Origin of the sequence: Bacillus sp. TH30 (assembly GCF_016650875.1) — a bacterium.
GTDB classification, from domain to species: Bacteria; Bacillota; Bacilli; order Bacillales; family Bacillaceae_G; genus Bacillus_A; species Bacillus_A mycoides.
The window spans coordinates 1,320,557-1,341,226 of the sequence record NZ_JAEKEY010000002.1 but is presented as its reverse complement, the minus strand read 5'-3'; the positions used below and the strand labels follow the sequence as shown (position 1 = coordinate 1,341,226).

Genomic DNA, 20,670 nt, shown 5'->3' with positions numbered 1-20,670 from the left:
AGTAGAGATATTTAAAGGAGGGCTTACAGAATGTCTGAACAAAATAAAGCAAAAACATTACCAAATCGCAATGAGATTGAAGAAGCAAGCACATGGCGATTAGAAGATATTTTCCAAACAGATGCAGAATGGGAAAAAGAATTCCAAGCTATTAAAGAGCTATTGCCAAAGTTAACTGAATTTAAAGGGAAGCTTGGCGACTCTGCAGACAATTTGCTTGAGGCATTGCAATATGAAGATGAAATTTCAATGCGATTAGGTAAGCTATATACATATGCACATATGCGTTACGATCAAGATACAACAAACTCTGTGTATCAAGCACTGAATGATCGCGCAACAAATTTATACTCACAAGTATCTAGTAGCACAGCGTATATCGTACCTGAAATTTTATCTATTTCAGAAGATACATTGCAAACATTCTTACAAGAAAATCGAGAACTAAGTGTATATGAGCATGCATTAGAAGAAATTACACGTCAACGCCCGCACGTATTATCTGAGGCAGAGGAAGCGTTATTAGCAGAAGCATCTGAAGTGATGAGTGCATCAAGTAATACATTCGGTATGTTGAATAATGCGGATTTGAAATTCCCATCTATTAAAGGTGAGGATGGAGAAGAGGTAGAAATAACACATGGCCGTTACATTCAGTTTTTAGAAAGTGATGATCGTCGTGTTCGCGAAGATGCATTCAAAGCTGTATTTGAAACGTATGGGAAATTTAAGAACACATTTGCAAGTACGTTAAGCGGGGCAGTGAAACGTAATAATTTCAATGCACGTATTCGTAAATATGACTCTGCTCGCCAAGCAGCATTAAGCAATAATAATATTCCTGAAGCAGTATACGATCAACTCGTTGAAACGGTAAATGACAACTTACATTTATTACACCGTTACATTGATATTCGTAAGCGTGCACTAGGACTTGATGAGCTTCATATGTACGATTTATATACACCACTTGTACAAGAAGTGAAAATGAATGTGAAGTATGAAGAAGCGCAAGACCTGTTATTAAAATCTTTAAACGTACTTGGTGATGAATATGTTGAAATTTTAAAAGAAGCATATGAAAATCGCTGGGTAGATGTGTACGAGAATAAAGGCAAACGAAGCGGAGCATATTCATCTGGTGCATACGGAACAAATCCGTATATTTTAATGAACTGGCATGATAATGTAAATAATTTATATACACTTGCTCATGAGTTTGGTCATTCGGTGCATAGTTATTACACAAGAAAGACACAGCCACACGTATACGGTGATTATTCAATCTTCGTTGCAGAGGTAGCATCAACTTGTAATGAAGCGCTTCTAAATGATTATTTATTAAAAACGACAGAAGATAAAAAAGAGCGTCTATATTTATTAAATCATTATTTAGAAGGATTCCGTGGTACTGTATTCCGTCAAACAATGTTTGCAGAGTTCGAGCATATCATTCATAAAAAAGTACAAGAAGGACATGCGGTTACGCCAGATATGTTAACGGAGATCTACTACGATTTAAATAAGAAATATTTCGGGGATGCTTTAGTAATCGATAAAGAAATCGGTTTAGAATGGTCTCGTATTCCGCACTTCTATTACAACTATTACGTATATCAATACGCAACAGGATTTAGTGCAGCGACTGCGTTATCTAAACAAATTTTAGAAGAAGGGCAACCAGCAGTAGAACGTTACATTAACGAATTCTTAAAAGCGGGAAGCTCCGATTATCCAATTGAAGTGTTGAAAAAAGCAGGAGTTGATATGGCATCTCCTGAACCAGTGAAAGAGGCACTTCAAGTATTTGAAGAGAAATTAAATGAATTAGAAGCGTTATTATTTGAAGAAAAGTAATGAGAAAAGACGAGGGATTTTATCCTCGTCTTTTTTGTTTGAAAATGTTTTTGTCGATATTTGTCGAAAAAATAAGGAGGATTTCCTTACTTTTTCTAAATTAGAAGGCAGTTTTACAGTAGATTTTTGTAATTAAAATCCTTTAAATCGTTTTCTATAGTTGAAATAAGAGACAGCGATGACGATAACTCCGAATAAAAGAGGAAAGGCAATAATTTTAGGGAAAGCTTGTAATAGAGAGAGGATATACAAGAAAAAAGAAACAATAACACATAGAAAGATAAGAAAAATATGAGATTTTTTCATAAGGAAACCTCCTAAATTGCTTTTTTTATAGCTTATTCAAGAATGAAAACGTTTAGAATGTGACAAAAATGTGAAATTCGACAAAAGGGGTTGTCATCTGACGTCGAATCTTGTAATATAATAAGCGTGAACGAATTCACATACAAACATATACCCCTTTGTTTGAACGTGAAAATTTCTCCCATCCCCTTTAATATTTTTATAAGCCGTAAAGAAAAAGACCTGGTGTTTACACCAGGTCTTTTTCTTTTGCTATCCATTTCCAATAACGCTCGCACTTCACTTCAATCATTTGTACTTTTCGTTTTAGTTGTAATTTTTTTAGTTCACGCTCTATTTCTTGCTGAGGGCAGTCATATATAAATGAGATTTCCTTTGAAGAAATAAATTGTGTTGCTTCTAGTAATACTTCTAAAGGAGGTAATGGTTCTGGCTCAATTTCGCATTTTACCAGTTCTTTTAATAGCTGTACGTATACATCATAGGAATAAATCCCTGTGATTTTAATACCTTCCTCATCTGAATTTGCATGAAAAAATAGGAGGGAAGGTATTTCTGTAATATGCATCTCATTTGTGAATTTTAGGTCGCATTGGAAAGCTTTTTTTGCGCTAACTGAGTGTAGGTCTTTTTTAAATTCCTCTACATCAATGCCACTATCTTTAGCACATGTAAGCAATAATTCACAGTCAGGGTTTGATACATTTTCAAGAAAAATGTATTCTTGGAGTTTTCGCAAAAACTTCGAACCTGCTTTTCGGCCTTGCAACTCCGCCGCCTTAATTGCCATCGAAACTAAATACGGTGTTGACGACGCCTCTTGCATATGTACTTTTCCATCACATGAAAAACCTTGTAAACTTGTTGTCTTTTCCCACACAAATCGAATATTAGCAGGTTTATTCCATTTGTGTGAGGAAGCGTTTGCCCCGTCCACTTTTCCTGTTACTATATGACGAATAGAGAAGTATTTCCCATACTCAAGCCATAGTTTAATAATAAATGGCTCGATATCCCAGCAATCTTTACAAAGTGGATCAATAAATAAATATGCTTCTACAGATTTATGCTCGCATGTGGAAGGAGAAGGCATATTTATATGCTTTGCTTCCTGCTTATCCATTACACTTCACCTGTTTCATTTGGAGTATTGACCATATGTTGAGCAGTTAATGCTAAACGTTCAAAAACAAACTCTCTTATATGACCGTGCACTCCTGTATCATCCATTGCTTGCTCCATACATGACAGCCAAGCTTCTGCGCGTTTTGGAGTAATCTCAAACGGAAGATGGCGTGCTCTTAGCATAGGATGCCCATGTTCTTCAGTGTATAAATTAGGACCACCTAAATATTGTGTTAAAAATTGTTTCTGCTTCCTAGCAGTTTCTGTTAAATCATCCGGGAAGATCGGAGATAAGTCAGGGTGTTCACTGACATAGGAATAAAATGTATCCACTAATGTTGCAATGCATTGTTCACCGCCAATTGCTTCAAATGGTGTCATCGGTTGCTTGCTCATCCTTTATAAACTCCTTTTTCCATGAAATGTATATCTATTGTAGCAATGGAATGTTATGAAGAGCAACTAAACAGCCTTCATAACATTCTTTGCTTATTCTATATGTTGCTAATAAATCTTTTGCTTTTCAAAAAGGTGAAATGTAGCCGTAAGTACAGCTCTTCTTCACTGATGGAAATTTTACTTTAGCGCTCTTCGTTTTGTTTGGCAAGGAAAAAGCGTTTTACTTTGTTGTTTGTATGACGAACTGGTACGTTATGTTGCTTTAATAACCTTATAAATGCTGCTTTACCGGTCTTTTCATCTTGCACTTCGTATTCAATTTCATAATCATCGTGATTGTAATAGAAACTATGATCAAAGACAAGCGTTCCGCCTTCAAATAATATTTCAGCTCTTTCTGTTGTTAAACTACCCATATAAGTTAAAGAGGAAACGGGAATTTGTAATTGGTGTAGCTGACCCATTACAGTTCCTTGAATGATTGTGTTTGTTTCCATCATAAGTTGTGCTTCTTTTTCTGTTATAGATTGATGGGTTTCTAATAAACCAATTTCAGCAGGTTGTTTTAATGTTAATGTATAAGTTCCATCTTTATGACGAATACGAAGTGCAGAGCCTGCATCTTTTAAAGAGAAGTGAGGCGTTTCAAAGTAGTGATTTACTTGTTTTGTAAATGCTTCAATAGAAAAAGATTTGCATAATGTTTGGAATTCTTCCTCTGTAACCATATTTTTAAATTCAATTTCAATTTCTTGTGTCATTGTATGCGCTCCTTTTGAAAAATAATTCTTTCCACATTATCGCTTTTTCGCAAATTTGGTTCAATGTTTTATTTGTTTGCGTCCATGTTATGATACAATAATACTGTTAAGTAAGACAGGAAGTTGAGATGGAGGAGTTCGAGTATGCAAAATAAAATTCAAGTTAAGAGCGTAGAAACGAGAGAGAATGCGCTTATTTTTTGTGCGGAAAATACTGAAATAGAGGTAAAGGAGTTAAGTGCGCGTAATCACGTACTTGTAGACTCAGACAATTTATCATTTTTATATATCTTAGAAAATGAATCATCTTTCATTTATGTAAGTATTCCGCATACATGCTGGGAAGCAATGCATGAAGCGATGAATAAAGATACAGCGATGTTTATTCGTGTGAATGATGTTGAAATAGAATTAGAAGGATTAAAAGAAGAAGTAGAATATTTAGTTGAAAATATTGAAGGTAATGCAAATTACGGAGAAGAACTAGTAACTGCTGTAGAAAAAGTGTTTCTATAAGCAAATGGATTGATTTTGGTGGTGGTTGAAATGAATCGTAATTGGGAAGAATTTTTAGCACCGTATCACCAAGCGGTGGCGGAGCTGAAAGTGAAACTAAAAGGAATGCGTACTCAATTTGCAATGTTAACGGAGCATTCTCCAATTGAGTTTGTAACAGGAAGGGTAAAGTCGGTTGCAAGTATTATTGATAAAGCGGAGAAGAGAAATGTACCGCTAGACCGAATTAGAGAAGATATGCAGGACATCGCGGGCCTTCGAATGATGTGTCAATTCGTAGATGAGATTAAGCCTGTTGTAGAATATCTTCGAAAACGAAATGATTTTGACATTGTAGAAGAACGTGATTATGTAACGCAAAAGAAAGATAGCGGCTATCGCTCTTACCACGTTGTCATTAGTTATCCTGTTCAAACGATACAGGGGGAGAAAAAAGTGTTAGTTGAAATTCAAATTCGCACGTTAGCAATGAATTTTTGGGCAACGATTGAGCATTCTTTAAATTACAAATATAGTGGACGTTTTCCTGAAGATATTAAAATACGCTTACAACGTGCAGCGGAAGCGGCGTTTTTATTAGATGAAGAAATGTCTTCCATTCGTCTTGAAATTCAAGAAGCGCAAAAGGTCTTTTCACGAAAGCAGGAAACGAAAGATTCTGAATCATAAACTAAAGGGTGTTGGGCGATGAAATTTACAATTATGTCAAAGGGAGATCAATCATCAGATACACTAGCAAGTACGATGAAAGAATACTTGTTAGATTTTGGGTTTACAATGGATGAAAAGGAACCTGATATTGTAATTTCTGTTGGGGGAGATGGAACGCTTTTATATGCATTCCATCGTTACTATAATCGATTAGATGAAACCGCATTTGTTGGTGTACATACAGGGCATTTAGGTTTCTATGCAGATTGGTTACCGACGGAAGTAGAGAAGTTGGTGATTGCAATCGCTAAAACACCGTTCCAAGTGGTTGAATATCCACTTTTAGAAGTGATTATTCGCTATGTGAATGGTAGTAAAGAGTCGCAGTATTTGGCGATGAATGAAGCGACTGTAAAAAGTGCAGAAGGTACATTAGTAACAGAAGTGGAAATACGCGGAGAGTATTTCGAAACGTTTCGCGGAGATGGTCTTTGTATTTCTACTCCTTCAGGAAGTACCGCGTATAATAAGGCGCTTGGCGGAGCAATTATTCACCCTTCTATTGAAGCGATTCAAATTGCAGAAATGGCATCTATCAACAATCGTGTATTTCGTACGGTAGGTTCGCCGCTCGTACTGCCGAAGCATCATACATGCGTTTTAAAGCCGGCTGCAGGAATGAACATGCAAATTACCGTGGATCATTTGACGATGGTTCATCAAGATGTGAAATCAATTCAGTATCGCGTTGCAAACGAGAAAGTACGATTTGTTCGTTTCCGTCCGTTCCCATTCTGGAAACGTGTTCGTGACTCGTTTGTTGCAGATAAATAGAGAGGGTTTATATATTTGAACAGATTTACATTGAAATGGGATATAGGGCTGGCTGAAGAGGGAACTTTAGTTAGAGAATTTTTGAAAACAAAAGGGATTTCGAAAGCTGCTTTAACGGATATAAAGTTCCGCGGGGGAGCAATTGAAGTAAACGGTCAACACACAAGTGTTCGTCACAAGTTACAAGCTGGTGAAGAGTTACAAATCTTTTTTCCAGTGGAGGAAAGAAGTGAAGGGATGGAAGTGGAAGATATCCCTTTATGTATCGTATATGAAGATGATGCGGTTCTTGTTATAAATAAAGAAGCAAATATGTCGACGATTCCGTCTAGGGAGCACCCGTCAGGAAGTATTGCAAACGCTCTTTTATATCATTATGATAAACAAAATCTTGCAAGTACGGTGCACATTGTGACGAGGTTAGATCGTGATACTTCAGGGCTTATGCTAATTGCGAAAAATAGATTCGTTCACCACCTTTTATCGAAGCAGCATCAACAAAAAGGGGTGAAACGAACGTATGAGGCAATCGTTCATGGGACTATTTTAGAAGAGGTAGGAACGATTGACGCGCAAATCGGACGAAAAGCGGATAGTATTATCGAGCGAACTGTCTGTGAAGATGGTCAAAGAGCTGTTACTCATTTTAGAGTGATGGAGAGTTCTTCCGATAAGACGCATGTAGCGCTTGAGCTCGAGACGGGAAGAACACATCAAATTCGTGTACATATGGCATATATAGGACATCCGCTACTTGGGGATGATCTATACGGTGGCCGAAGAGATGTGATAAAACGTCAAGCGCTGCATAGTACATCTTTGACGTTTTATCATCCTATTTTAGAAAAGGGAATGACTTTTACCGTAAGTATCCCAGAGGATATGCAATACGCTTTACATAACAATTAAAAGGGAACAAAATTCTTATCATAAAAAGAATTTTGTTCCCTTTTTTTAGCGGAATAATATTAAAATTTGATTTTCACCAGTACGTTTTATAACGAAAAAGCCACTTTCAGCTTTCGTGGCAATGCCGTCATCATTCGGACGACAATATCCGTGTGTTTCGCAAGTGCCGTCATCACGTACTAACATTTGTCCAATTAATCCGACAGGAAGCCACTCAGTACGGTCTCTTCTTGATATATACTTACAAGCTGGATCCCATTCTGTATTTAAAAGAGGTCGTATTTCTTGCGTATCCGTACGCGTATATTGACGTTTTCCGAAGCTATCTGTTTCATAGCGTTTTTGCCAACTTAAAGCACCGCTATTTCCTATGAGAGCGGGGGTAGCGCTAGATATTCCTAATATGAATGAATCATTTGAAGTAGCTTTTCGAATTTTTTCTTCGCTACTAAATGTAATGAAATAGCCGATATCAATAGGGCTATGATCTGCTGCCTCAAACATTTGTGCAAAATCAGTACCACCTGCATTGTAAGAAGCACCATCGATATACATTTCTCCGTTATGGGCAAGCCATTTGGCACCTATATTATAATCAGTGTCATTTGTCCCATTTGCGATAAACCAGGAATAAGCTTCTTCTGCTGTACCAAATTTCCCCATAATATGGCTGCCTGCAAAATTAGCTGTTGATGTATGATTTCCTTCCGCATGAGATGAGAATCCGTTAGCGATAGTTGCGGTTCCTTCTGCATGTGCTGCTTCGCCCAAAGCAATTGCATGTTTTCCTTCTGCATGAGAATAAGAGCCGCCTGCTGTCGTTTCACTTCCTTCGCTATGCGAACTATGTCCAGTTGCCTTTGTTTTTGTACCTTCTGCATGAGAAAAGGGACCCGTTGCATGTGTAAGAAGCCCTTCTGCATGTGAAGCGATTCCATCAGCTTTAGAGTGAAGTCCTTCTTTATATGCGTGACGAGCTCCTTTGTTATTTTCTTTTTTTATAGGTGTAGGTACAGGAGCCTGAATAGGGGCGGATCTTTCTATTTGTACATCGTTGCCCGAGATTAATGCTTCTTTTATTTTTTTTACTTGATTTATAATAGTAGCTGGAATTTCTGGTTGTACTTTTTCCTTTATTGCTGCAGGAATGTTTTCTTCTATATTTTCTTGTATCTTTTCCGAATTAAGCACAGGTTCATCATTATTAGAAGCGAACTTCTTTTTTTGTTTTGCTTTTATTTTCCTGCTATCTATAATTCGCCTCATAACAGCATTTTCTAAAGAGATATATTTTTCTCTCGGTTTGCTTTTTTTTGATGACTCTTGTTCTTCTATTTCTTCTATAGCTGCCGCTCGAATACTGCACCAGTTGTTAATTCCATACATGGGATGGTATAAAGGGTGGAATTTTCTTTTTTGTTTAGAAGATTTTTTCTTCATTCCGTCACCTCCTGCGACAGTATATGCCGTGCAATTAAAAAAAGATGCACTTTATTGCATCTTTTTTTAATTGCTTTATCTAGTTTTAGTGTGGAATATGTCTAGAAAACACCATGATCCTCTGCAAATCGTGAATTGTATTAAGTAGAGGTATTTATCCCGATTGGTGCGGGCTAATAATCAGTGGGGGATGAACAAAACCCCCACTGATTAAAGTTTCACTTTATGAAATTGGGCGGAACTTTTCAGGGACAAAAGGTAGGGAAGAAGGGACAGAAACGGTCTCCAACTCAGGGTAACGTAGTCCAGTTAGTTTACCACCAAATACAGCACCAGTATCAATATTGACTGTATGATTCACAAAGCGAGGTTCATTGACAGGTGTATGTCCATAAACAATCCATGTTTCACCCTTATACTCTTTCGCCCAATCTTGGCGGACAGGTGAGCCGTCAGGGTGTTTTTCGCCTGTAATATCACCATATAATACAAAGGTTTCTACTTTTTTATCTTGTCTTCCTATGTAATCTTGCCGAATACCAGCGTGACAGACGGTTAATTTTTTTTCATCCAGTATGTGATATAGCGGTGATTGTTCGTAAAGAGTAATGAATTTTTCTTTTATTATTTGTTGCTTATTAGAAGGCAATGCTTCATATTCTGCAACAGTTGTTTCGAGCCCATGAGCGATTGTAACATTACGTCCAAGGAAGAAACGATACAGTTTATTACAGTGATTCCCTGGAGCATAATAAGCATCTTTTCTATTTATTACGAGCTCCCATACAATTTCAATCATCCGTAATGAATGAGGACCTCGGTCTGTAATATCACCAACGAATGCAAGCCTTCGTTTTGCGTTATGAATTGGGATACCACTATCCCAGCTATACCCTAGTTTCGTTGTTAAATCTTGAAACTCTTGGAAGCATCCGTGAATATCACCTATAATGTCATATTTCATATTTAAACCTCCAGCTCATTTTTTCATTAGTATATCTAAAATGGACATAGAAAAAAACCATACCGTTTTTCGATATGGTTCATTTAAACATAAAGATTTTAGTTCTTGAGCGTACGTTTAAAATAAATCCAATAGCAACCATATATGTGAGCAGTGAACTCCCGCCGTAGCTCATAAGCGGTAACGTTATTCCTGTAATAGGGAGTAAACCAATTGTCATCCCAATATTTTGGAATACTTGGAACGTAAACATTCCAATTGTACCAGCGCAAATATAACTACCGAAAGGTTCATTGCTTTCTAAAGCGATATGGATCATTCGGTAAATGAGTAAGAAAAAAAATGAAATAATAACACTTGCTCCTAAAAAACCGAATTGTTCAGCGATATTTGTAAAAATAAAATCTGTATGTGGCTCTGGAAAATATACTTGTCTATTCTCCCATCCTTTTCCTTGCATCTCTCCTGATCCAGTAGCTAAAAATGCTTGTCTTAATTGGTATCCTTGTGCGTCATATTCATAAGGTGCAAGCCAACCGTAGAAGCGATTTAATTGATATTCTTTTAGAATGTGCTCTTTAAAGAACTCTGTATGCGTGAAATAAATATATGTTAAGGTAGAGCCTATGGCGAAAATACCGGAGGTTAATCCGAGGATAAAGCGCCAACGTATACCAGAAACTAAAACCATTGTTACAAGCATCGCTGAAATGACCATTGTGTTTCCTAAATCAGGTTCTTTTGCGATTAGAAGTAGTGGAGGTAAACTGGCTACAAATATTTTAAAAAGTAAAATGAAATCTTCACGACTTGTCCGAAAAAGGTATTTTTCATTATGATTCACTATAATTCGTCCAACGACGATAATCAAAAATAATTTCATAATTTCAGAAGGCTGAAAGTTTCCGATTCCTGGAAGTCTGTACCACGCGGTAGCCCCTTTAATTGTAACGGCGCCAGGAACTTGAAGTTCTAGGCCAATTAGAAGTATGAGTGCAAAGCTATATAAATACCAAGCAATTTGTTTATAGCGATCGAAATCAATAACCATAATAACACCAATGGCGATAAATCCAATGGCATACCATTGGATTTGTTTTAATACAAAATTTACGTTTTGTAAAAATGGTGGTAAAGAAGCTTGTGCACTTGCGATAGCAAAGCAGCTAACAATCCCAATGGCAAATAAAATGAATATTAATATGTAGTCTATTTGATATTGAGTGTTCGGATCTTTCACTGTATGAATTCCTTTCTACTGCTCTCTATATTAGTGGGTTTTAGTTGGTGCATCACATAGTTTAAAAAGAATGTATGAACTATACGCATTATTCACGTAAAGCTCACACATTTTATTTTCGCAGAATAGACTAATGATGTAGCTCTTTTATAATTATGTCCAAACAATGGGAAAGACGTACATGTGCATCTGGAATGAGGTTTGGTAGCTGGCTATAATATTCTAAGGAACCTTTACACCATTTATAAGCGCTAATTAGACCTAGTCTATAATCTGTATTATCTTGTAAAAATCCGTATCCTTTTGAAGTTATAACGAGGTGCGTAAAATCCTCAGATCCTTCAAGGAGCTTGCTGTGTATTTGTTGCCCAGTATGGTAGCGAAATTGGCTTAAAGGTTCGGATATGTATACTGCGTCTCCTTTAGAAAGTAAGGAAATCCATGATGCCATATCGACACTACAAGAATAGTGCCTTCCTTTTAGCGTGCCGAAAGGTTCAGTGAGTAACTGTTTTCTAAACAGAATAGTTGTAGGCTCACCGATAATGTTATGTCCACCTTTTAACATCCAGTCGCCTAAAAATATTCCGTTTAATTGAATGTCTTCGCTATATAATCTTTGTGTTGGATGAGCATCTCCAATTAAATTCCCGTGATCATCAATACGTACTCGATAAGAAGTTATAAGAACGAGATTTTTATTTGTGTCTTGCTCAAAATAAGCCATCATTTTTTGTATTTTATGATTATAAAACACATCATCGTCCATTAAAAAATTTATATACTCCCCATTAGATTTCTCTAAGAGCATAAGATCGTTATGAAATTGTCCTAAAGTAGTGGTATTTCGAATGTATGTTATGTTTTTATAATTAGGTAAATACTGTTCATTTATTAAGATTTCTGTTTCATCATTTGTACTATCGTCTCCTATAATAATTTCAATGTTTGGATAAGTTTGCGCCAATGCACTTTCTAGAGCAATTTTGAAATAATGTGGTCGATTATAAGTGGGAATAAGGATGGAAACGAGAGGTGACTTTTTTTTATTATTCATACGAAACTACCTTTCAGAAGCTTTTTTTGTAAGAACGATATCTTGATAACTTGTATATTCATTTCTGCCGCACCATAAACCATAATGCGGTTTATTAATTACCTCTAAGCCATGTTTATTTAATAAGGTGCGGATATCTTCTTCAGGATAGGCAACTGCGAAATTAGGAATATCTTTATTCACAACATAACAATTTTCAATTTGATGATAAAAACCTAATGTACTTAGCCCAGAATTTAAGTAATAGGATGATTCAGGGTTAATGAGAAAGAAGGTAATAAAACATCTCCCATCTTTTTTTAGAACACGTACAATCTCAGATACGTAATGTTCTAATTCTTTCGGAAGGAGATGGGTAAATACAGAAGTTAAAAAAATAAAATCGAATGAATCGTCTTCATATGGAAATTTGTATTGAGAAGCATCTTCTTTTCCTTCTGGGTTGTAGAATTGATTATATATATCAACGTGTTCAAAATGGAAATTGCTACGGGCAGTTGAAATATTATTTTTGCACCATGTAATGCCATCTTTAAATAAATCAAATCCATAATAAGCTCCATCATCACCTAAGTAATTCATTAATGGAACCGCCATTCGACCGACACCACAACCTACATCTAACACTGTTTCATTGGATTTTAAACTACCAATTTTAATAAAATGCTTTATGAATTCTTTTCCAACCTTTTGAAAGTCGCCACCTACATATTGGACGAGTTCGGGAGGTGGGATTAATGCGATTTTTTTTTCAAGCTCGCTCATAATTTCACTCCTTCCTTGTAGTAAATAGGGAACCAACATTTTTAACATGCAGCTAACATTTTATAGTGGGAGGGGAAACGATATTAGAACTGTTGCGATATGTAAAAAGCTCCCTAGAACAACTGGAAATAGTAATGGGAGCTTTTGTTTTTATTTATCATGCTATTGGCGAAGGCTAATAATTAGTGTGAGATGGAGAAACCCTAACTGAATAAAGTTTCGCCCTATTCTTTTCGCCAATAAACCCCGAATACATCAATTTTAGTAATAGGGGCTTTTAAGTTTCTTTGATTTCTAAAGTCTGTCACGGCCTCTGCGCAAGCTGGTAGTCCATAGTCATCGATAATAATATAGCCACCCTTAGAAACTTTATCGTATAAGTTCACGAGACTATCCATTGTGGATTCATACATATCACCGTCAAGGCGTGCAATTGCAATTTTTTCTATTGGTGCTGTTGGTAAAGTATCTTTAAACCAGCCTTTTAAAAATTTTACTTGATCATTTAATAAATCATATTTTCTAAAATTCTCTTGTACTTGTTCTAAAGAAACGCGTAAGTAATCGAAAGAGTGTAAATAATCTCCGTAATCTTTCGGATAGTGTTCTAAATTCGGTGTTGGCAAACCTTCAAATGAATCTGCAACCCACACATTACGATCAGTAATGTTATTTGCCTGTAAAAAACCATTCATAAAAATGCACGATCCCCCGCGCCACACACCTGTTTCAATAAAATCACCTTCTATATTTTCACGGACAACTGTTTCTAGTGCTTCATGTAATTGATTCATTCGTTCCCGGCCGATCATACTGTGTGCTGCTCTTGGCCAATCCATCCCATCTTGACGTTCACTTTTTAAAACATCTGGTTTCACAATTTTCAAGTTATGGTTTTCAGCATATTGCTTAATGAATAAAGGAAGTGGTACGGTAACTGGTTCATATGGAAGTTCCTTAGAAATATGTAATGAAGCAGGTAAATATGGCTCATACTCTAGCCATATTTCAAATAAAATTGTTTTCTTTAACAACTCGAGATAAAGCTGAACAGCAAATTTATTTTCCATATTTGTGCCTCCTGCAAAATGTCATACAACAATATGATTATGTAGATAGTGAAAGTTTCATGCTTGAATTCATAATTGAAAAAGCAGTAAAACTGATATCAGTTTTACTGCTAAGTAAAAAAATTAAGCGATTTTTTCAATGATAATGGATGCACTTGTACCAAGAGCTAGAGATAATCCAAGTCCTGTAACGACAGCTTCAACCATTGATGGCGTTATTGTAATTTGTGTAATTGCCTGGATAACGAGAGGCGCTCCAAGTGAGATTAAACTTGTTCCAGCGCCAGGTATATTAACGCCGTTCACTTGAATTGCAAGGCTACCTAATATACTTACTGCTGCAGTATATGCGATAACAGTAATTTTATAGAATCCAGTTTCACTTATGATGAAAGTATCAGCGTCTAATTGAGAAATTGCTGTACCAAACTGAGATCCAACCGTGTTAAACGGTACAGGATCATTAATTCCAAGAGCTAAAGAAATTGTAGCAGAGTTAAATGCATACAATCCTGCTGGAAGTCCTAATCCAGATGGCCCAGTAGGTCCAGTAGGTCCAGTCGGCCCAGTCGCACCAGTGGCACCAGTTGGCCCAGTAGGTCCAGTGTCTCCAGTTGGCCCAGTAGGTCCAATTGCGCCAGTGTCTCCAATTGGCCCAGTAGGTCCAGTTGTGCCAGTGTCTCCAGTCGGCCCAGTCGCGCCAGTTGTACCAGTGTCTCCAGTCGGCCCAGTAGGCCCAGTAGGTCCAGTAGGTCCAGTAGGCCCAGTCGGTCCAGTAGGCCCAGTCGGTCCAGTAGGCCCAGTCGGTCCAGTCGGCCCAGTCGGTACGGTAGGTCCAGTCGGTCCAGTAGGCCCAGTAGGCCCAGTCGGCCCGGTTGGAAGTGTAAACGGTGGTATTGGTGGTAAAGTTGGACCTACAAGATTAGGATCAAATGCACTAGCTGATAAGAATTCATCAGGATTTAAGCCATCTGAATAATTATTATTTGACATAAATTCACCTCCATAAAGCTTTCATTATATAGTAGATGCAAAATCGCAAGAAAATGACACGGACATTTGAATTATTAAAAAGAAATCTTAAATAGCTTGAACAAGTTAAAAAAATGGAAAGTTTATTGTATGTATAACATATGATTGAGTTGGAAGAGGGTGATTATGTTGAACAAGCAAGGAATTACAATTAGTCTATGTATGATTGTTCGCGATGAGGAAAATACAATAGATCGATGTTTGGACGCGGTAGAAAAAATTGTTGATGAAATTATTGTAGTTGATACAGGATCCACTGATCGAACGAAGGAAATTGTAGCAAAATACACTTCTAACATACACGATTTTCCGTGGGTTGATGATTTTGCGGCAGCTAGAAATTTTGCGTTTTCAAAAGCAACGCAAGAATATATATTATGGTTAGATGCTGATGATGTGTTATTAGAGGAAGCTCAAGAATCACTGAAAACATTAAAACGAGAGTTAGATGGTAAAGTTGACGCTGTTTCTATGCCTTATTATCTTGTAATGGATTCTAATGGGAAACCTTTATATTGCACAAGAAGATATCGACTTGTAAAGCGTGAAAAACAATTTCAATGGTTTGGAAAGGTGCATGAGTATTTAGCTGTTTCTGGTGAGATTTACAATAGTAATGTCGCCATTACACATAAGAAAGAAAAAGAAATAACGAATCGTAATTTGAAAATTTTTCAAAATGCTGTAGCAGCTGGAGAAGAATTAAGCCCGAGAGATTTATTTTATTACGGTAATGAATCTATGGATAATCAAAAATACGACGATGCGGTTCTTCTGTATGAAACATTTCTTAATCAAGAGGAAGGATGGCATGAAGAGAAAATTTATGCATGTGGTAAGTTAGGAGATTGTTATGCGAAGTTAGGAGACTGGGAGAAGGCAGTTGAAACTTGTACGAAGTCGTTTCGTTATGGTATTCCTAGAGGAGAGAATTGTACAAGAATAGGATATATATATATGGAACAACAAAAGTATAATGAAGCGATATTTTGGTTTAAGCTAGCAACTGAAGTGCCGCTAGCAGAGGATAGTCCTTTTCACAGTCCGGCTAGTTATACGTGGATTCCATATTTACAAATGTGTATTTGTTATAGCAGATTAGGAGATCAAGATAAAGCTTATTATTATAATGAATTGGCAGCTTCTTATGTTCCGAATAATGCTGCGATTGAATATAACCGTAAATATTTTAGAGGCATCTATGATAAACAATATAAAATGTAATTTGTTCTATTTTTAGGAAATGACTTGTCGCTATTCTAATGATAGTAGAATGGCTATATATTAGAGTATCGGTAATGCAACCAATAGAGATGGCATCCTTTGTAGAATATCTTTTGTTTATATTTCAAATTCAATTTGCATAAGGAGTGTGTGAAATGAATCGGGAGAAAAGTTCTTTATACGAAGAAAAATCTGAACATTATTATAATGCGATAAATCCTAATTTATTTAAGCATATAAAAAAGGAATGGCAAGAAGTTCTTGATATTGGTTGCTCGAGCGGTGCATTAGGAGCGGCTATAAAAGAAAATGGAGCACGTGTATCAGGAATTGAGGCGTTCCCAGAGGCTGCCGAAAAAGCGAAAGAAAAACTAGATCATGTTATTTTAGGTGATATAGAAACAATGGATCTTCCTTATGAGAAGGAACAATTTGATTGTGTCATATTCGGGGATGTATTAGAGCATTTATTTGATCCATGGGCTGTCATAAAGAAAGTAAAGCCATATATAAAAGAAAATGGTGTGATTTTAGCTAGCATACCAAACGTTGCGCACATTTCAGTATTAGCTCCCTTACTCGCTGGAAATTGGACGTATACAGAATATGGCTTATTAGATAAAACGCATATTCGTTTCTTTACTTTTAATGAAATGCTAAGAATGTTTTTAAAAGCAGGATATTCTATTAGTAAAGTAGATCGTGTATATGTTGATCATAAAATATATGAGCCACTTATTGAAGAGTTATATGGAATTTGTAAAAAGTATCGTCTTGGAAGTGGCTTCATGGCTGAGACAGTTGTATTTCAATATATTATTGAAGCAGAAAAATCACAATTATGAGTGCTGCAGAAAAAACAATACTATTTGTTACATGTATAAATGATCGGAAATTGTATGCACAATGTGCGCGACATATATTGAAATTGGCAGTACCTCCTGGGTATACTATACAATTTATGCCGATTCGAAATGCAAAAAGTATGACGAGCGGATACAATCAAGCCATTTCACATCCAGCGAAGTATAAAGTGTATTTACACCAAGATGTCTTTATTATAAATGGAGCCTTTCTATACGGATTAATTCAATTATTTGAGGAGCATGAACATCTTGGGATGATTGGGATGGTTGGATCCCAATATGTTCCTCCAAATGGTGTATGGAACGAAGGGCGTGGGATTGTCGGGAAAGTCATTGGTTATATGAACGATTTGTTTTATATGGCTAGTTTAGAGCAACCATTTCATGAATCGAAAACATTTATTCCTGTGGAATGTATTGACGGTTTATTGATGGCGACACAATATGATATTCCGTGGCGAGAGGACTTATTTGATGGGTTTGATTTTTATGATGTATCCCAATCTTTTGAATTTAAAAAAGCTGGGTATACAGTCGGTGTCCCTGTGCAGCGTGATGCTTGGTGTATTCATTATCATTTCGATGTAAATATGACGAACTATGAAAAGTATAGAAAAGTATTTGTAGAGAACTATATGTCAGATGTGAATAAGGAAGAATAGAGGGCTACAAAATGAAAGATCATACAATATTAGTCGTTGTTTGTGTAAATAATGAAGAGCTTTTCGAGCAATGCGAAAGGCAAATAAGAAACATTTTTGTTCCCCCTGGCTATGTAGTGCAAATTTTTCCGATACGAGATGCGAAAAGTATGGCAAGTGCGTACAATCGAGCACTTTCATATCCGGCAAAATATAAAGTATATATACATCAAGATACTTACCTTATTAATCGTGATATGTTTTGTACCCTCATTTCTCTTTTTAAAGAAAATGAAAAGCTTGGTTTAATTGGAGTAGCTGGTGCTCAGTTTTTACCGAGTAACGGGATATGGTGGGAAGGGAAAAATTTAGTAGGGAAAGTGATTGAGTATAGAAGACAGAATTATCAATTATTAAATTTGGATCAGGGGTTTTATGGAAATCAATCTTTTATGTCAGTGCAAGCAATCGATGGTTTACTCATGGCAACGCAGTATGATATTCCGTGGCGAGAGGATTTGTTTCAAGGATTCCATTTCTATGATGTGTCACAGTCTTTAGAATTTCAAAAGGCTGGATATTTAATTGGTATCCCTAATCAAGCAAATCTATGGTGTATTCATTACAACGGAGATGAGTTTGATGCGGATACATATGAGAAATACCGGGAAATTTTTGTGGAACATTATAAAGATGTGCTATCTCCATCATAAGGGAGAGATGAAGGATGAAAGGGATTATTTTAGCAGGCGGGACAGGGTCGAGATTATATCCAATAACGAAAGTAACGAATAAACATTTACTTCCCGTTGGGCGGTATCCGATGATTTATCATGCGGTATATAAGCTGAAGCGATGTGAAATTACAGATATTATGATTATTACCGGTAAAGAGCATATGGGAGATGTTGTGAGCTTTCTAGGAAGTGGTCAAGAGTTTGGTGTATCCTTTACGTATCGTGTGCAAGATAAGGCGGGCGGGATTGCGCAGGCGCTAGGACTTTGTGAAGATTTCGTAGGAAATGATCGGATGGTAGTTATATTAGGAGATAATATCTTTTCAGATGATATTCGCCCGTATGTTGAAGAGTTTACAAGTCAAAAAGAAGGGGCTAAAGTGCTGCTTCAATCTGTAGAAGATCCCGAGCGATTTGGTGTAGCGCATATTCAAGGCCGAAAAATAATTGGAATTGAAGAAAAGCCGAATGAGCCGAAAAGTTCTTATGCTGTTACGGGAATTTATTTGTATGATTCGAAAGTCTTTTCTTATATAAAAGAATTAAAACCTTCCGCAAGAGGGGAACTTGAAATTACAGATATAAATAATTGGTATTTAAAACGAGGAGTACTTACTTATAATGAAATGAGCGGCTGGTGGACTGATGCGGGAACGCATGCTTCTCTTCAAAGAGCGAATACGTTAGCGCGGGATATAAACTTTGGGAAACAGTTTAATGGAGAATAGGTGAAAATATGAAAGTTGTAGAAACAAATTTTACCGATGCGAAATTGTTAGAACCGAGATTGTTTGAAGACGAGCGAGGTTTTTTTACTGAAGGTTATAATAAGAAGATGCTAGAATCGTTAGGGATTACGCATTCATTTGTGCAAGATAACGTATCTTATTCAGCGCATTCGGGGACGATTCGAGGGCTACACTTTCAAAAAAACCCGAAAGCACAAACGAAACTCATTCAAGTTATGCAAGGTGCAATATATGATGTTATCGTTGATTTGCGAAAAGATTCACCTACATTTAAAAAGTGGAGAGGTTATATTTTAAGCGCAGATAATCATAGGCAATTATTAGTGCCGAAAGGATTTGCTCATGGTTTTTGTACAATTGTACCTCATACAATTGTTATGTATAAAGTAGATGAGTATTATAGTGCTGATCACGATTCCGGTTTGCTTTGGGAAGATAAAGAATTATCAATTCCATGGCCGGTAACAAATCCTATCTTGTCCGATAAGGATCGAATATTACCATTACTTCAGGAATATGAAGATAGTTTTTAAGTAGGAGAGTTGTTTATGAATATATTAGTTACAGGTGGAGCTGGATTTATTGGAAGTAATTTCATTCACTATATGTTAAAAAACTATGAAACATATAAAATCATTAATTACGATGCATTAACATATAGCGGGAATTTAAATAATGTAAAGTCTATTCAAGAAAATCCTACCTACTCATTTGTAAAAGGGAAAATCCAAAATGGAGAGCTGCTGGAACATGTTGTTAAGGAACGTGACGTGCAAGTAATTGTAAATTTCGCAGCTGAATCACATGTGGATCGTAGTATTGAAAACCCAATTCCTTTTTATGATACGAATGTAATAGGTACAGTCACGCTGTTGGAGTTAGTGAAAAAATATTCATATATTAAACTCGTGCAAGTATCAACAGATGAAGTATACGGTTCTTTAGGGAAAACCGGGAAATTTATAGAGGAAACCCCGCTAGCTCCTAATAGTCCATATTCTTCAAGTAAAGCGAGTAGCGACATGATAGCCTTATCTTATTATGAAACGTATCAATTACCAGTTATTATAACGCGTTGTTCTAATAACTACGGACCGTACCAATATCCTGAGAAATTAATTCCGTTAATGGTTACGAATGCGCTTGAAGGAAAGAAACTACCATTATATGGTGATGGATTGAATGTAAGGGATTGGCTGCATGTAACGGATCATTGTAGTGCAATTGACACCGTTTTGCATAAGGGATGTGTAGGAGAGGTGTATAATATCGGCGGAAATAACGAAAAAACAAATGTAGATGTTGTGGAACAAATTATAAAACTTTTAGGAAAAACGAAAAAAGATATTGAATTTGTAACAGACCGTTTAGGTCACGACCGTCGTTATGCGATTGATGCGCAAAAAATGAAGAATGAGTTTGAATGGGAACCGAGGTATACGTTCGAACAAGGATTAAAAGAAACGGTGGAATGGTATAAAAACAATGTGGACTGGTGGAAACCACTAAAAGAAAAGTAAGGGGCAT

At 36.4% G+C, this 20,670-nt stretch carries 23 protein-coding genes; 12 read left to right on the top strand and 11 right to left on the bottom strand.

Going from position 1 to position 20,670, the window contains the following annotated elements:
* Positions 1 to 30: 30 nt before the first annotated feature.
* Entirely contained in the window at positions 31 to 1,857 is a 1,827-nt protein-coding gene (pepF, locus tag JFU20_RS09080) for an oligoendopeptidase F (protein ID WP_002011356.1), read from the top strand.
* Between the two features lie 132 nt (positions 1,858 to 1,989).
* Here pepF and JFU20_RS09075 read toward each other — a convergent pair whose 3' ends face one another.
* From JFU20_RS09075 to JFU20_RS09060, 4 genes are all read right to left on the bottom strand, one after another.
* The gene (locus JFU20_RS09075; protein WP_000748141.1) at positions 1,990 to 2,163 is read right to left on the bottom strand and encodes a hypothetical protein; all 174 of its coding nucleotides are present in this window, start codon (positions 2,161 to 2,163) and stop codon (positions 1,990 to 1,992) included.
* A 229-nt stretch (positions 2,164 to 2,392) separates the two neighbouring features.
* A complete protein-coding gene (locus tag JFU20_RS09070) occupies positions 2,393 to 3,286 on the bottom strand; it encodes a ClpXP adapter SpxH family protein (RefSeq protein ID WP_002011359.1) in 894 nt (297 codons plus the stop codon).
* Positions 3,286 to 3,684: a globin domain-containing protein gene (locus JFU20_RS09065; protein WP_000043388.1), complete on the bottom strand. Its 399-nt coding sequence runs from the start codon at positions 3,682 to 3,684 to the stop codon at positions 3,286 to 3,288. Before JFU20_RS09065 ends, JFU20_RS09070 begins: the two co-directional genes overlap by 1 nt.
* 185 nt (positions 3,685 to 3,869) lie before the next feature.
* Positions 3,870 to 4,448 carry a CYTH domain-containing protein gene (locus JFU20_RS09060; protein WP_002011360.1) on the bottom strand — a complete coding sequence of 193 codons (579 nt, stop codon included), beginning with the start codon at positions 4,446 to 4,448 and terminating at the stop codon, positions 3,870 to 3,872.
* A gap of 144 nt (positions 4,449 to 4,592) precedes the next feature.
* Here JFU20_RS09060 and JFU20_RS09055 point away from each other — a divergent pair, with 144 nt between their 5' ends.
* Genes JFU20_RS09055 through JFU20_RS09040 form a run of 4 tightly spaced genes read left to right on the top strand, consistent with a single transcriptional unit; the run spans position 4,593 to position 7,358 of the window.
* Positions 4,593 to 4,964, top strand: coding sequence for a UPF0738 family protein (locus tag JFU20_RS09055; RefSeq protein WP_002011362.1), 372 nt, complete (start codon positions 4,593 to 4,595; stop codon positions 4,962 to 4,964).
* A 30-nt stretch (positions 4,965 to 4,994) separates the two neighbouring features.
* On the top strand, positions 4,995 to 5,633 hold the full coding sequence (gene yjbM / locus JFU20_RS09050) for a GTP diphosphokinase (RefSeq protein WP_002125951.1): 639 nt from the start codon (positions 4,995 to 4,997) through the stop codon (positions 5,631 to 5,633).
* An 18-nt stretch (positions 5,634 to 5,651) separates the two neighbouring features.
* Positions 5,652 to 6,449 carry an NAD kinase gene (locus JFU20_RS09045; RefSeq protein WP_002011365.1) on the top strand — a complete coding sequence of 266 codons (798 nt, stop codon included), beginning with the start codon at positions 5,652 to 5,654 and terminating at the stop codon, positions 6,447 to 6,449.
* Positions 6,450 to 6,464: 15 nt separating this feature from the next.
* A complete protein-coding gene (locus tag JFU20_RS09040; RefSeq protein WP_002166143.1) occupies positions 6,465 to 7,358 on the top strand; it encodes an RluA family pseudouridine synthase in 894 nt (297 codons plus the stop codon).
* Positions 7,359 to 7,403: 45 nt separating this feature from the next.
* On the opposite strand, the gene JFU20_RS09035 is transcribed toward JFU20_RS09040, so the two are convergent.
* The 7 genes from JFU20_RS09035 to JFU20_RS09005 all read right to left on the bottom strand — a co-directional run bounded on the left by JFU20_RS09035 (position 7,404) and on the right by JFU20_RS09005 (position 14,887).
* Positions 7,404 to 8,798 carry a peptidase G2 autoproteolytic cleavage domain-containing protein gene (locus JFU20_RS09035; protein WP_201038550.1) on the bottom strand — a complete coding sequence of 465 codons (1,395 nt, stop codon included), beginning with the start codon at positions 8,796 to 8,798 and terminating at the stop codon, positions 7,404 to 7,406.
* Between the two features lie 223 nt (positions 8,799 to 9,021).
* A complete protein-coding gene (gene prpE, locus JFU20_RS09030) occupies positions 9,022 to 9,762 on the bottom strand; it encodes a bis(5'-nucleosyl)-tetraphosphatase PrpE (RefSeq protein ID WP_002125956.1) in 741 nt (246 codons plus the stop codon).
* 79 nt (positions 9,763 to 9,841) lie between these two features.
* Positions 9,842 to 11,002 (bottom strand): FtsW/RodA/SpoVE family cell cycle protein, encoded by a 1,161-nt coding sequence (locus tag JFU20_RS09025; protein WP_078202959.1) that lies wholly within the window; start codon positions 11,000 to 11,002, stop codon positions 9,842 to 9,844.
* Between the two features lie 130 nt (positions 11,003 to 11,132).
* On the bottom strand, positions 11,133 to 12,059 hold the full coding sequence (locus JFU20_RS09020; RefSeq protein WP_201038549.1) for a glycosyltransferase family 2 protein: 927 nt from the start codon (positions 12,057 to 12,059) through the stop codon (positions 11,133 to 11,135).
* A 6-nt stretch (positions 12,060 to 12,065) separates the two neighbouring features.
* Positions 12,066 to 12,824, bottom strand: coding sequence for a class I SAM-dependent methyltransferase (locus JFU20_RS09015; protein ID WP_002166141.1), 759 nt, complete (start codon positions 12,822 to 12,824; stop codon positions 12,066 to 12,068).
* Between the two features lie 224 nt (positions 12,825 to 13,048).
* A complete protein-coding gene (locus JFU20_RS09010) occupies positions 13,049 to 13,894 on the bottom strand; it encodes a TylF/MycF family methyltransferase (RefSeq protein WP_002011374.1) in 846 nt (281 codons plus the stop codon).
* Positions 13,895 to 14,017: 123 nt separating this feature from the next.
* Positions 14,018 to 14,887, bottom strand: a complete 870-nt coding sequence (locus JFU20_RS09005) for a BclA C-terminal domain-containing protein (protein ID WP_201038548.1) — start codon at positions 14,885 to 14,887, stop codon at positions 14,018 to 14,020.
* 165 nt (positions 14,888 to 15,052) lie between these two features.
* Here JFU20_RS09005 and JFU20_RS09000 point away from each other — a divergent pair, with 165 nt between their 5' ends.
* From JFU20_RS09000 to rfbB, 7 genes are all read left to right on the top strand, one after another.
* Positions 15,053 to 16,150, top strand: a complete 1,098-nt coding sequence (locus JFU20_RS09000; RefSeq protein ID WP_002125963.1) for a tetratricopeptide repeat-containing glycosyltransferase family 2 protein — start codon at positions 15,053 to 15,055, stop codon at positions 16,148 to 16,150.
* 155 nt (positions 16,151 to 16,305) lie between these two features.
* Positions 16,306 to 16,995: a class I SAM-dependent methyltransferase gene (locus JFU20_RS08995; protein WP_002125965.1), complete on the top strand. Its 690-nt coding sequence runs from the start codon at positions 16,306 to 16,308 to the stop codon at positions 16,993 to 16,995.
* Positions 16,992 to 17,678 (top strand): glycosyltransferase family protein, encoded by a 687-nt coding sequence (locus tag JFU20_RS08990; RefSeq protein WP_002140852.1) that lies wholly within the window; start codon positions 16,992 to 16,994, stop codon positions 17,676 to 17,678. Before JFU20_RS08995 ends, JFU20_RS08990 begins: the two co-directional genes overlap by 4 nt.
* 11 nt (positions 17,679 to 17,689) lie before the next feature.
* Positions 17,690 to 18,370, top strand: a complete 681-nt coding sequence (locus JFU20_RS08985; RefSeq protein WP_201038547.1) for a glycosyltransferase family protein — start codon at positions 17,690 to 17,692, stop codon at positions 18,368 to 18,370.
* Between the two features lie 14 nt (positions 18,371 to 18,384).
* On the top strand, positions 18,385 to 19,122 hold the full coding sequence (locus tag JFU20_RS08980) for a sugar phosphate nucleotidyltransferase (protein WP_201038546.1): 738 nt from the start codon (positions 18,385 to 18,387) through the stop codon (positions 19,120 to 19,122).
* An 8-nt stretch (positions 19,123 to 19,130) separates the two neighbouring features.
* Positions 19,131 to 19,676, top strand: a complete 546-nt coding sequence (gene rfbC, locus JFU20_RS08975; protein WP_201038545.1) for a dTDP-4-dehydrorhamnose 3,5-epimerase — start codon at positions 19,131 to 19,133, stop codon at positions 19,674 to 19,676.
* 15 nt (positions 19,677 to 19,691) lie between these two features.
* Positions 19,692 to 20,663 carry a dTDP-glucose 4,6-dehydratase gene (gene rfbB / locus JFU20_RS08970; protein WP_201038544.1) on the top strand — a complete coding sequence of 324 codons (972 nt, stop codon included), beginning with the start codon at positions 19,692 to 19,694 and terminating at the stop codon, positions 20,661 to 20,663.
* Positions 20,664 to 20,670 lie beyond the last annotated feature (7 nt).